General features: G+C 67.4%; 12 protein-coding genes, 1 tRNA gene and 1 CRISPR repeat array. Of the genes, 6 read left to right on the forward strand and 7 right to left on the reverse strand.

The genetic code is table 11. The features are described from left to right. Nucleotides 1-17 precede the first annotated feature (17 nt). Nucleotides 18-710 (reverse strand): SDR family NAD(P)-dependent oxidoreductase, encoded by a 693-nt coding sequence (locus DEQ67_RS10620; RefSeq protein WP_115861842.1) that lies wholly within the window; start codon nt 708-710, stop codon nt 18-20. Between the two features lie 95 nt (nt 711-805). Between DEQ67_RS10620 and DEQ67_RS10625 the strand changes: the two genes are divergently transcribed. The 3 genes from DEQ67_RS10625 to cruF are packed head-to-tail and all read left to right on the forward strand — an operon-like array spanning nt 806 to nt 4,152. Continuing rightward, entirely contained in the window at nt 806-2,308 is a 1,503-nt protein-coding gene (locus tag DEQ67_RS10625) for a phytoene desaturase family protein (protein ID WP_004062435.1), read from the forward strand. After that, the gene (locus DEQ67_RS10630) at nt 2,305-3,246 is read left to right on the forward strand and encodes a prenyltransferase (RefSeq protein ID WP_115861844.1); all 942 of its coding nucleotides are present in this window, start codon (nt 2,305-2,307) and stop codon (nt 3,244-3,246) included. The genes DEQ67_RS10625 and DEQ67_RS10630 overlap by 4 nt, the downstream gene beginning before the upstream one ends. Before the next feature lie 24 nt (nt 3,247-3,270). Next, the gene (gene cruF, locus DEQ67_RS10635; protein WP_115802888.1) at nt 3,271-4,152 is read left to right on the forward strand and encodes a bisanhydrobacterioruberin hydratase; all 882 of its coding nucleotides are present in this window, start codon (nt 3,271-3,273) and stop codon (nt 4,150-4,152) included. Nucleotides 4,153-4,212: 60 nt separating this feature from the next. Here the strand turns inward: cruF and DEQ67_RS10640 are convergent, their stop codons facing one another. Beyond that, nucleotides 4,213-5,160 carry a DMT family transporter gene (locus DEQ67_RS10640; protein WP_115891481.1) on the reverse strand — a complete coding sequence of 316 codons (948 nt, stop codon included), beginning with the start codon at nt 5,158-5,160 and terminating at the stop codon, nt 4,213-4,215. Nucleotides 5,161-5,171: 11 nt separating this feature from the next. Here DEQ67_RS10640 and DEQ67_RS10645 point away from each other — a divergent pair, with 11 nt between their 5' ends. Further along, nucleotides 5,172-5,327: a hypothetical protein gene (locus DEQ67_RS10645; RefSeq protein ID WP_158543170.1), complete on the forward strand. Its 156-nt coding sequence runs from the start codon at nt 5,172-5,174 to the stop codon at nt 5,325-5,327. 4 nt (nt 5,328-5,331) lie between these two features. On the opposite strand, the gene DEQ67_RS10650 is transcribed toward DEQ67_RS10645, so the two are convergent. The 4 genes from DEQ67_RS10650 to DEQ67_RS10665 form a co-directional block, all read right to left on the reverse strand. Next, nucleotides 5,332-6,105: a helix-turn-helix domain-containing protein gene (locus tag DEQ67_RS10650; RefSeq protein WP_115861848.1), complete on the reverse strand. Its 774-nt coding sequence runs from the start codon at nt 6,103-6,105 to the stop codon at nt 5,332-5,334. Between the two features lie 57 nt (nt 6,106-6,162). Next, complete coding sequence (locus DEQ67_RS10655; protein WP_004062440.1) at nt 6,163-7,182, reverse strand: phytoene/squalene synthase family protein; 1,020 nt, start codon at nt 7,180-7,182, stop codon at nt 6,163-6,165. A 168-nt stretch (nt 7,183-7,350) separates the two neighbouring features. Continuing rightward, nucleotides 7,351-7,503, reverse strand: coding sequence for an HVO_2523 family zinc finger protein (locus DEQ67_RS10660; protein WP_004042510.1), 153 nt, complete (start codon nt 7,501-7,503; stop codon nt 7,351-7,353). A 624-nt stretch (nt 7,504-8,127) separates the two neighbouring features. Then, nucleotides 8,128-8,598, reverse strand: coding sequence for an Lrp/AsnC family transcriptional regulator (locus DEQ67_RS10665; protein WP_004042506.1), 471 nt, complete (start codon nt 8,596-8,598; stop codon nt 8,128-8,130). A gap of 164 nt (nt 8,599-8,762) precedes the next feature. Between DEQ67_RS10665 and DEQ67_RS10670 the strand changes: the two genes are divergently transcribed. Continuing rightward, the gene (locus DEQ67_RS10670; protein ID WP_004062441.1) at nt 8,763-9,812 is read left to right on the forward strand and encodes a CNNM domain-containing protein; all 1,050 of its coding nucleotides are present in this window, start codon (nt 8,763-8,765) and stop codon (nt 9,810-9,812) included. A gap of 214 nt (nt 9,813-10,026) precedes the next feature. Beyond that, nucleotides 10,027-10,648: direct repeats of the CRISPR family, unit length 30 nt; unit sequence GTTTCAGACGAACCCTTGTGGGGTTGAAGC. 125 nt (nt 10,649-10,773) lie between these two features. On the opposite strand, the gene DEQ67_RS10675 is transcribed toward DEQ67_RS10670, so the two are convergent. After that, nucleotides 10,774-10,922: transfer RNA gene (locus tag DEQ67_RS10675), tRNA-Met, on the reverse strand. 128 nt (nt 10,923-11,050) lie between these two features. Here DEQ67_RS10675 and DEQ67_RS10680 point away from each other — a divergent pair. Then, complete coding sequence (locus DEQ67_RS10680; protein WP_115802892.1) at nt 11,051-12,199, forward strand: DUF7115 domain-containing protein; 1,149 nt, start codon at nt 11,051-11,053, stop codon at nt 12,197-12,199. Nucleotides 12,200-12,222 lie beyond the last annotated feature (23 nt).

A 12,222-nucleotide genomic window follows, 5' to 3' on the forward strand; every position in this document is an offset into this window, starting at 1 on the left:
CGAAACGGCGGGAGGCCTCAGCGCGTCGCCCGTTTCCACGCCTTGAGGTCCGCGATGTCGCCGTCGAACTCGGCGGGGTCGGCGTCGGTCGCCGCCCAGACGAACAGGTCGGCCACGTCGTCGGGGTCGCGGCCCTGCCCGCCGGTGAGGTCGGTGGCGACGAGGCCGGGGTCGACGACCGTCACGGTCCGGTCGCAGTCGGCGGCGAACTGCCGGACGAGCGCCTCGGCGGCCGCCTTGGAGACGGCGTACGCGCCCATCCCCGGTTTCGCCTCGCGGGCGATGGAGCCGGAGGGGACGAGGATGCGCCCGTCGTCGGCCATGTGCGGCAGCGCCTCTTTGACCGCCGCGAAGACGCCGCGGACGTTGGTTCTGAGGGTGTCGTCGAACGCCGCGTACGAGTCCTCGGGCGCGGGCATCTCGCCGGGCGTCCCGTGGGCGACGGCGGCGTTGGCGACGAGTACGTCGATGCGTCCGCCGGCGCGGGCCGCCGTCTCCATCAGGCGCTCCATGTCGAGTTCGTCGCGCACGTCGGCGCGGACCGCGCTGGCGCTGCCGCCGTCGCGTTCGATATCGTCGACGACCGACTGGAGGGCGTCGCCGTCGCGGGCGCAGGCGACGACCGTCGCGCCGGCGCGACCGAGGGCGCGCGCGACCGCCGCGCCGATGCCGGAACTCGCACCCGTGACCACCGCGGTGGTGTCGTTCATGCGGGGCCGTAGGGAGGGACCGAGCCTAAAGCTACCCCCCGACGGCGGTCGATTCGGTCAGTCGATTTATGCCCTCAACGTCCGTACGAACGGACATGAATTCTGTCTCGGCCCTCGACTCTCTCGCCGGCGAGTCCGTCGTCGTCGTCGGCGGCGGCTTCGGCGGCCTCTCGACGGCGTGCTATCTCGCGGACGCCGGTGCCGACGTGACGTTGTTGGAGAAGAACGAACAGCTCGGCGGCCGAGCCAGCACGCTCGAACGCGACGGCTTCCGGTTCGATATGGGGCCGTCGTGGTATCTCATGCCCGACGTGTTCGAGCGCTTCTTCGCCTACTTCGGCAAGCGGCCCGAGGACTACTACGAACTGACGCGGCTGGACCCCCACTACCGCATCTTCTTCAAGGACGGCGACCGCGTCGATATGCTCCCCGACATCGCGGCCAACAAGGCCACCTTCGAGTCCTACGAACCCGGCGCGGGCGACAGGCTCGACGACTACCTCCGGAAGGCAGAGCGGAACTACCGAATCGGGATGGAACACTTCGTCTACACCGACCGCCCGGCCCTCACCGACTACATCGACCTCGACGTGTTTCGGTACTCGTGGGGGCTGTCGCTCGTCGGCTCGATGCAGGACCACGTCGAGAACTACTTCGACCACCCGAAGCTCCAGCAGATAATGCAGTACACGCTGGTGTTCCTCGGCGGCGCGCCGAACAACACCCCGGCGCTCTACAACCTCATGAGCCACGTCGACTTCAACATGGGCGTCTACTACCCCGACGGCGGCCTCGCGGGCGTCGTCGACGCCATCGTCGACCTCGCCGGGGAGTTGGGCGTCGAGTTCCACACCGACTCGCCCGTGGCCGAAATCGCCGGTCGCCGCGGCGGGTTCGCCGTCCGCACCGAAGACGGCCGCGAGTTCCTCTGCGACCAGGTCGTCTCCGACGCCGACTACGCCCACACCGAACAGGAACTCCTCCCGGAGAAGAAGCGCCAGTACGACGCCGACTACTGGGACTCCCGAACGTACGCCCCCTCGGCATTCCTGCTCTACCTCGGCGTCGAGGGCGACGTGGACGAACTCGCCCACCACACGCTCGTCCTCCCCACCGACTGGGACGACCACTTCGAGACGATATTCGACGACCCGGCGTGGCCCGACGACCCCGCGTACTACCTCTGTGTGCCGTCGAAGACCGACGACTCGGTCGCACCCGAGGGTCACAGCAATCTGTTCGCGCTCGTTCCCATCGCGGCCGGGTTGGAGGACACGCCGGAACGCCGCGAGCGCTACCGCGACCTCGTCCTCGACGACATCGCCGAGAACACCGGCGTCGACCTCCGCGACAGAATCGTCGTCGAGGAGACGTTCTGCGTGAACGACTTCAAGGAGCGCTACAACAGCACGCAGGGCACGGCGCTCGGCCTCGCGCACACGCTGTTCCAGACGGCGCTGCTCCGCCCGCCCCACGGCTCCGACGCGGTCGACGGCCTCTACTTCACCGGCTCGTTCACCACGCCGGGCATCGGCGTTCCGATGTGTCTCATCAGCGGCCAGCTCACCGCCGAGGAGATGGCCGACGACGCGAGGTGAGCGCCGACATGGCCGCAGGGACCGAGGCCGGTGAAGGCGGTAAGGACCGCGAGGACCGCGAGGGTGGCACACCCGGCGGTAGCGGACCCGAGAACGGCGGGCTCCGCGACCGCCTCGTCTACCTCGCGGTCCTCTCGCGACCCCGCTTCTGGCTCTACCTCGCCGGCCCCGTCGTCGTCGGCGTCGCGGCCGCCGCGAGCGCCCCCGCCGACCTGTTCGGCCGCCAGTCGGTCGCCCTGTTCGCGTACTTCCTCGTCCCCGCGAACGTCTTTCTCTACGGCGTCAACGACGTGTTCGACGCCGACGTTGACGAGGCGAACCCGAAGAAGGACGACCGCGAGGCGCGCTGGCGCGGCGACCCGGTGAACACCGCCGTCGTCGCCGCGAGCGGCCTGCTCGGACTCGGCCTGTTCGCCGTCGTCCCGCGGGTCGCGTGGCCGTGGCTGGCCGCGCACTTCTTCCTCGCCGTCGAGTACAGCGCGCCGCCGCTTCGGTTCAAGACGACGCCGCTTCTCGACTCGGTGTCGAACGGGCTGTACGTCCTGCCGGGCGTCGCCGCCTACGCGGCCGTCTCGGGGTCGAACCCCCCGATGCTCGCCGTGGCGGGCGCGTGGCTGTGGACGATGGGGATGCACACGTTCTCCGCGATTCCGGACATCGAACCCGACCGCGAGGCCGGGATTCGGACGACCGCGACGGCCCTCGGCGAGCGCCGGACCTACTGGTACTGCGCCGCGACGTGGGCGCTCGCCGCCGTCGCCTTCGCCGCGGTCGACCTCCGACTCGGCGCGCTGTTGGCGGCCTATCCGGTCGTCGTCTTCGGCATCGTCGCCGCCGGCGTCGACGTGGACCGGGCGTACTGGTGGTACCCCGTCATCAACACCGTCGTCGGCATGCTCATCACCCTCGGGGCGCTCTGGAGGCTCGTCAATGGGTAACGGCGAGTCCCCAGAGGTGCGCCCGTGAGCGCGAGCGACCTGCGAGCGCGGCTCCCTTCTAGCCGCCGCGAGGCCGAAGACGCGCTCGACCGGCTGGTGCGCGACAACCGCTTTACCATCTCGGTGTTCTTCCCGCTGAACGGCGCGGTGCTCCTCGTCGCCAGCGCGATGGGCTGGCTCCCCGACCCGCTCGCGTTCAACGCGTTTCTCATCCTCCTCGGGACGCTCGTGATGCGCTCGCCGCTCATCGTGGGCGTCCTCCCGCTCGTGACGCGTCGGGCGGCCCTCGGCGTCGGCGCGCTCACCACCTACGCCTACGCCATCGAGTACACCGGCGTCACCACGGGCTGGCCGTACGGCTGGTTCCACTACGGCGTCGACCTCGGGCCGACGGTCGCCGGGGTTCCAATCGGCCTGCCGGTGTTTTTCATCCCGCTCGTGATGAACGCCTACCTGCTGTGTCTGCTGTTGCTGGGCGACCGCGCCCGCAACGGGGCCGTCCGCCTCGGCGTCGTCACCGCGGCCGTCCTCGCCATGGACGTGGTGCTCGACCCCGGCGCGGTCGCGCTCGGCTTCTGGGAGTACTACCGCCTCGGCGACGACGCACTGTTGTTCTACGGCGTCCCGCTTTCGAACTACGCCGGCTGGGTCGTCAGCGCGACCGTCGCCGTCGTCGCGCTCGACCGGTCGTTCGACCGCGAGGCGCTTCTCGCCCGCCTCGACCGCACGGAGTTCATGCTCGACGACCTCGTGAGCTTCGTCATCCTCTGGGGCGGCATCAACGCGTGGTTCGGCAACTGGATTCCCGTCGCGGTCGCGGCGCTGTTCGGCGTCGGCCTGCTCAAAACGGACCGGTTCGACTCGCGGCTCCTCCGGCTCCCGCGGCGGTTGCCGTGGCGTTCCTGAGCGCCGGGAATCGCTCGCGCTCGTGCTCGTGCTCGTCTGGCGCGACTCCTGTGCTGTCCCTCAGTCAGACTCGACGCCGCGACGCCGGCCACGGTAGACGGCCCCGAGTCGTTTCCACTTGAGCAGGCCGAAGCCGAGCAGGATGAGCCCGAAGCCGAGAAGCGTGGTCGGGGTCACGGGCTCCGTGAACAGGAGCCAACTGTACACCGTCCCGAAGCCGGCGACGGCGTAGGTGACGAGGTTGAGTTCGACCGAGCCGAGCCGCGGGAGCAGCGAGAAGTACAGCAGGTAACTGACCGCGCTCGCGAAGACGCCGAGGTAGACGAGGCCGGCGATGCCAGCCAGCGACACGTCGACCTGCGCCAGCGACTCCGTCGGACTCGCGGCGCTGGCGAGGTGGGTCGCGGCGGCCCCGACGACCATCGCCCACGCGGTCTGGGCGGCGAACGGCAGGTCGGTCTCGATTCGTTGGGTGAGCACGCCGCCGAGCGCGAACGCCGCCGCGGCGAGCACCAGTATCGCCTGTCCCGTCGCGTTCGCTCCGAGGAGGTTCGCCGGCTCCGGGTCGGTGACGACGACGAGTCCGAGGAAGCCGACGGCGACGCCGAGCAGTTCGACCGGGCCGAACCGCTCGTCGGGAAGCCACAGCTTCGCGAAACCGACGGTCAGTATCGGAATCAACCCCGCGAGCACCGACGCGACCGCGCTCGGGACGCTCTGCTGACCGATGTTTTGGAGGGCGCTATACCCCGCGAGCGACAGGAGCCCGGCCGCGGCGACGACCGCCCAATCGCGTCTCGTCCGGGGTCGCCAGTAGTCGGCGCGCCACGCCGCGTACGGCAACAGGAGCGCCGCGCCGATGTCGAGTCGGAGCGCGGCGTACAGAACCGGCGGGAACGACTCCAGCCCGAGCGTCACCACGGGGTACGCTCCGCCCCACAGCGCCGCCAAGACGACGAACAGGGCGGCGCTCCGAGAGCGACCGGCGGGAAGCGACTCACCGACCATGGCGCGTGAAGATGGGAGACAGCGGGGTCGCGGGCGTGAGCGAGTCGGCGGTCTGTGGGTGCGTCTCTGGTGTCGGCTTCGGTCCGTCGGCGGTCGAGAGCGGTGCGTCGGCGTGTGCGCTCATCACCGAGACCTACGCCGGCGACCCCGGAGAACCGGAGGGTTAGGATGCTAACCCCCGCCGTCGGGTCGCGCGTTCGTCGAATTGGGGTCGGAGCTGGAATCGGAGTCGGGGTCGGAATCGAACCCATCGAGGCCGGCGAGCGCGGAGACGGCGGCCCCGAGGAGTTTTCGCTCAGCGCGGCGGAGCGTCTTCGAGATGGCCACGTCGGAGACGCCGCAGCGGTCACCGAGAGAGGCGAGCGATTCGCTCCGCGGCGTCTCGTAGTAGCCGTGTTCGACTGCGGTTCGGAGCACTCGCGCCTCCGTGTCGGTGAGTCGGTCGCAGCCGTCGAGGAGCGTCGCGGCCTCGTGGAAGTGTCGGAAGACGTCGGTCGGAATCGAGTCGTCGAGCGGCGTCTGCTCGACGACGGCGAGTTCGTAGCGACGGTCGAGCGAGTCGAGGGTGGCTGCCGCGGCGTCGGCGTCGGCGAACCCGAGATGCCACCGCTCCCAGCCGTCTCTGTCGCGGAGCGGGCCGATGACCGCGCCGCCGTTGGCGAGGACCGTTTCGATGGCGACCGTCTCTTCGAGCACCACGTGGGCGGTCGCGTGCGAGCCGCGCTTCCGCTTGAGTTCGAAATAGCTGACGCCGTCGGCGTCTCTGAGCGCCCGGATGCCGGACTCCAACTGCGACCGCCCGGGCGACGAGGCTTCGACCCAGAGGTCACACCGACCCGTCTCGGGCGAGAGATTCCAGTACGGCGTGGTAAGCGTCACGTCGTGCGCGGCGGTCACCCGTCCCAGCGGACAGTCTAACCGGGTGTCGAGGGTGACGCGGTACATGGAGAGGACTCCGTCGGCCACCCAGTAAATCGTTTCACTCGCGGAGAAATTACGCCGTCAGTCCGAGCCCCAGCGGCTCAGCGACCGAAGCCACCCCGAGACGCGCCCGCTCCGCCGCGAGTGGTCGACCGGCGTCGAACCGGGGCCGAACTCCGCGTCGAGTTCGTCGTCATCGGGGTACGGGACGACGCTGACGGCCTTGAACACGGCGACGGGGTCGCGCCAGACGGCCCAGTACGCCGCGGTCTTCGCGAGGAGCGTGAGCTTCCGGCCGAAGCCGAGTTCGGGCGTCGTCGTGAGGGTGTCGTAGTCGAGCTTTCGAATCGACCGGTGGTGGTCGGCGTACAGCACCGCCGACAGCAACACCGGAAACTGGCAGTCCGCCGGGAGGTACTCGATGCCGGCGACGCCGTCACGGTACAGCGACTCCGTTCGGCGGAGTTCGTCGCGCATCACGTCGGCGACGCGCTCGTCGAAGTCGAGGTCGAGAATCTGTTCGGTGTCGACGCCGTGGCGGTCCAGCGTCGTCTGCGGGAGGTAGACCCGGTCGCGCTCGACCACGTCTTCGCCCACGTCGCGGAGGAAGTTCGACATCTGGAACGCCTGCCCGAGCGCCGTCGCGTGCGGGAGCGCCGCCTCGGGTTCGTCGGGCCGCATGACGGCGGTCATCATCCGGCCGACCGCCGAGGCCGACCCGTCCATGTACGTCTCTAACTCCGCGTACGTCTCGTAGCGGTCCTTCTCGATGTCCGACTCCATCGCGTCGATGAAGACGTTCACGTCGTCGGGGTCGATACCGTAGCGCGCTCTGAGTTCGGCAAACGCCGACAGGACGGGGTCGTCGGTCTCGACCACGCCGAGCGCCTCGGCGCGGAGGCGTTCGAGCCGGTCGCGCTGTTGTGCCGGCGGCGCGGTCTCCTCGGCGTCGACGACCTCGTCGGCGACGCGGAAAAACGCGTACAGGACGTACGTGGCGTGTCTGACGCGCTCCGGAAGGAGCCGCGTCGCGAAGTAAAACGTCTTTCCCGTCCGCTGTTGGATGTCTTTTCCCGCCTCGACCTGTGATTCGTTGAGCATCGTTTCGTGTGCGTGGGCGCGTCCGACTCGGGACCAACTGAACTGACCGTGGAGGACGGCCGTTTGTTAGGCCGCCGCCGACATAACGCTTCGTGCCGTCGTGAAATCAACCCGCGAATCCCCCGACTTCGCGGCGGTTCCATCTCAGGCGGCTTCTGTCAGCTTTCGTTACCAGAACGTGTCGCTGCAATCGTAGACGACCCCGTGTTCCGGGCAGACGTACTTGCAGTGGCGGTGGTCCATCGACGTGCCGCAGAAGGGGCAGGGTCTGCCCTTCGGGGATTCGATAGCGCACGCGTTCCGTCCGGCGTCGTCGTCCATACGAGGTTTCGTAGGACGCGACCGACATATCCCTTACTGCCGTCGGCAGCGTCACTCGGAGATTTCCCCGGGCTCGTTCGATTCCGTCCAGTTCGGTCCAGTTCGGTCCGGTCCGGTTCGGCTCGGGCCGACTCGGTCCACCCCGGTGCCGGCAGCCTCGGACAGCCGACGACACCGCTGCACTCGGCGCGGCGGAGGCCCCACCCGAAGTAGTCGCTCGGACGGCGACTCTCGACCGGCGGGCGCGTCGCTCACGGGTCACAAACGGCGGTAGAGAACGAACAACCGAGGCGTGGACGCCGTCGGAAGCGAACGACCGGGGGCGGTCGTCCGGTGAAACCACGTAGCGTACCACGCGGCGAGTGCGGGGACCTCGACCGCGCGATGCTGGTGCAGTGCGTCTACCCGTTGTCGGAGCGCGTTGAACCGCTCTGGTGGTGATGGTGGTGGTGGGGGGCATTCGGTCGGCGAGAGACCGACGCGAACGGGAGGGTCTCTGACAACGGCGATTACCAGTTCGTTATCACCTATCAAAGCTGTACCGGTGGTTCGGGAACCGCGTCACCGGAGACGAAACGAGGCGAACTCCCCCGTGAGACGGCGTGTCGCCGCTCGTGCAGTCCGTCACTCGTCGCCATCCCCGAACTTCGCGTACGGGCTCCGGTGGGTGTTCCGAATCAGGTCCTCGTCGGAGACGCGGAGGCCCAGTTCGTCTAACTCCTCGCCGATGCGGCTGAGGTCGTCGCCGTCGACGCCGATGGCCCGGACCATGACGTTCCGCTCGCCGGTCATCACCTCCTGTACTTCGACGACGCCCGGAACCGCGGCGGCGGCCTCGGCCAGTTCCTCGCGCTCCGGAATCGGTGCCGTACAGACGATAAGTGTGTACAGCTGGTAGCCCGCCCGCTCGTAGTCCACGTCGGCGTGATAGCCGCGGAGCACCCCGTCGGCTTCGAGCCGCTGGATGCGGTTCCGGACGGTGCTCGCCGAGGCGTCGAGCGAGTCTGCGATGTCGGTCGACGACGTGCGGCGCGCCTCCGCCTGCAACGTGTACAGTATCCGCCTGTCCAGCGCGTCGAGTTCTCGACTCGTCATTCACGTGGTCGTCTGTCGGCCGCGACATTAACCTTCCCGACAAGATTATCAGAACAGCAGTTTTCCTCAATTTATAACCGACTCCCGACAACTGGTTACATATATATTCGGACGACCGATGCTTTCTAACCGGTCGCGCTCGAACGGACGGGACACCGACACAGATGAACCCAACAGAGATCGGTATACGACTCGTCGCGGGGGTACTCCTCATCCTCGCGAACGGTTTCTTCGTGGCCATCGAGTTCGCGCTGACGCGCGCCCGACAGTTCACCGAGTCCGAGTTCGTCGACGGCGACTCTCGGCTCGAACGCGCCTGGGAGATGACCCAAGAGCTCGAACTGTATCTCACGACCTGTCAGGTCGGAATTACGGCGTCGAGCATCGCCGTCGGTATCGTCGCCGAGCCCGCCCTGGCGGCGCTGTTCGAGCCGCTGTTCGCCGGCACGACGCTCGCGACCATCGGGGCCGGCGCGCTCATCGCCTACCTGATTATCAACCTCCTGCACCTCACCCACGGCGAGCAGACGCCGACGTACCTCGGCGTCGAGCGCTCCCGGATGGTCTGTCGCTACGGCGCGACGCCGCTGCACTGGTTCTACGTCGCCATCTCGCCGCTCATCAAGTTCGGCGACTGGGTCGCCAAGTGGACGCTCAAGCTCTTCGGCATCGAGATGACGGGCGCGTGGCTCGAAACCGAGACCGACGTCATCGAGTCCCGCGGCCAACTCCGCGAGCGCCTGCACTCGCTGCTTCAAGAGGGCGAACTCCCCGAGGAGCGCCGCGACGAGGTGCTCAACGCGCTCGACGTGGACGAACTCTCCATCAGCGAAATCATGATTCCCAGTTCCGACATCGTCGCGCTCTCGACGACCGCGACGCCCGGCGAGAACTTCGAGCGGATTCGGAACACCCCCCACACCCGCTTCCCGCTCGTCGGTGAGTCGCTCACCGACTTCCGCGGCGTCGTCTACGCGCCCTCCATCATCGACAACTTCGAGGCGCTCCGCGCCGGCGAGCGCTCGTTCGACGAGATTGCCGCGCCGACGATGACGCTCGCCGCCGACACGAACGTCAGCGACGCGTTCGACCAGTTCCAAGCCGAGGACCAGGAACTCGCGCTCGTCCTGCGGGACGGCGAGGTCGTCGGCCTCCTCACCGCGACCGACGCCCTCGAAGCGGTCATGGGCGAACTCGACGATCCGCTCGACTAGCGCTCTCGACGCTCCCCCTCGAATTTTTTCGGCGTGCGGCCGCGCCCCGCGGACGAGCCGACCGCGTGACGACTGCCCGAGTGGTTCTCGACACCGCCAGTGACGACCCGACGTTTTCGTCGACCCCCCGGGGGTTGCGGGTGTATTGAGGGTCGACGGAAACACTCTTTTGAATTCGGGTGATACACGTCATTGTACCCGTGAATTCGGGATGGTTTCAGACGAACCCTTGTGGGGTTGAAGCTCCATCGGGCCAGACGAAGTCGCGGACTTTGACCTGTTTCAGACGAACCCTTGTGGGGTTGAAGCCACTCTCGCGGCCGCTGAAACAAGCTGTCCGATAGTTTCAGACGAACCCTTGTGGGGTTGAAGCTGGTGGACAATCCCCGTCGAAGCCGGCGACACGTAGTTTCAGACGAACCCTTGTGGGGTTGAAGCTCGGGGTCGAGCGTTTCGACGGTGCGGAACTCGTGTTTCAGACGAACCCTTGTGGGGTTGAAGCGTCCTCGCCGGTGGTCGACGACGGCCGGAAGTCGATGGTTTCAGACGAACCCTTGTGGGGTTGAAGCTCCGATGACGGCAACTCCCTGTCCGCACTCGTCACGGTTTCAGACGAACCCTTGTGGGGTTGAAGCTCTGGGCTGTTGTAGGTGCATCGGAGTCGTTGACGTAGTTTCAGACGAACCCTTGTGGGGTTGAAGCATTGCTAACCCAATACTTAACTCTGGGTCAATATGGGTTTCAGACGAACCCTTGTGGGGTTGAAGCCTCATCACACGCGGCAAGTGCGTGGTCGATGGCGTCCAGTTTCAGACGAACCCTTGTGGGGTTGAAGCCGTCTGTCTCAAGAGTCATTGTTCTATCTCCTCTGCGAGTTTCAGACGAACCCGTATCGAAGTGAAGAATCAGGAGACGGCATTGCGATGCCCGTATTAGTCAATCACGTACTGAAGTCGAAGAATGCCCGGGGTGGGCTCCGAACCCACGATCTCCGCATGTCCCAGGTGCGAGGCCGGCATGACCTCGCGGGGGGCGGAGGCTTCCAAGGCGTTCCGCACCGATTGTGAAACCCTATGAGTGCGGCGCTATGTCCAGCTAAGCCACCCGGGCTCAACTTCCCGTTGTGTGCTGGTTGTATTTAAGCTTCTCATCTCCGACGACCGCGGGACGGGTCACCACGGCACTCGATTCGAGTCATCACCCGCGGATTTATGTCCCAACACCGGGTGCACACACGCATGAGCCAACCGGAGATCGTCCAGTCCGTCCTCGGAGAGGAAGACGTGGTGACCCGCGTCCACCTCGGGGGCGAGGACGAACTGTTTGTAACTCCGACGCGGACGCTCGTCTATCGGGCCGAAGGCCTCCTCTCGGACGAGTCCGTCGACGAGTTCTCGCACGCTGCCGAGCAACTGTCCGTCAAGGAGGGGCGACGAAAAGCGAAGATATCGCTGGACTACGGTCTCGACGGAAGCGAGACGTTCTCGCTGTCCGCGAAGCGACTCGACGACGCGCTCCAGCCCATCGTCGAGGGCGTCCTCTCGGCCGCCGGCGTGACCGACGAAGACGGCGAGCGTCTGGTTCAGGCGTTCCGGTTCAGCGAACTCACGTTCGTTATCACCGACGCCCGCGTCGTCCGGCACATCGGGAGCGCGGTCTGGGACGAGGACTACGAGGCGTACCGCTTCGCTGACGTGACCGACCTCGAATTCGAGTCGGGAAGCGTCGCCACGACGGTCGTACTCACCGTCGACGGCCGCCAAGAGCGGTTCAAGATTCCCAACGAACAGGCGCGACTCGTTCGCGAGAAACTCGCGCGGGCGCTGTGTGACTACCACGGCGTCGGCAGCCTCGAAGAGTTCCGCGTCCAGATGGAACAGGCACAGGCGGCCGCCGAGGGCGCCGACACGGAGCGCGACAACACCGACTTCGGTGCGGGGCCGGACCCGCTGAGCGCGAACCCCGGCGAGCTATCCGACGAGCCGGCGAACGCCACTCGCTCCGAGGACGCCGCGCCCGCCGAGCCGACCCAGCAGGCCGCTCGGAACCAGTCCACCGGGTCCGCCGAGGCTGCCGCCGCGACCGGCGCGGTGGCGGAAGCGAAGGCGGCCGAGGCCGCGACGACCCAGTCGGCCGCCGAGTCGCCGGCCGCCGAGCAGTCGTCCGGCAACGTCGCCGGCGCCGACGACCTCGGATTCGAAGGGTCGGGCTTCGAATCGGCCGCCGAGTCCGAGGCGGGCGATACCGCCACCGCGGACGCTGACTACGCCGCTCTCGCTGCCGAAGTCGAGTCGCTCCGCGAGGTCGTCGAGGCCCAAAGCGAGCAGATTCGCCACCAGCAGGAGCTGGTCGAACAGCTCATCGAAGAACTCCGCCGCGGGCGGTAACGCGGTCGCGCGACCGGCGACGA

The sequence above is a fragment of the Haloferax sp. Atlit-48N genome (genome assembly GCF_003383015.2).
Classification (GTDB): Archaea; Halobacteriota; Halobacteria; order Halobacteriales; family Haloferacaceae; genus Haloferax; species Haloferax volcanii.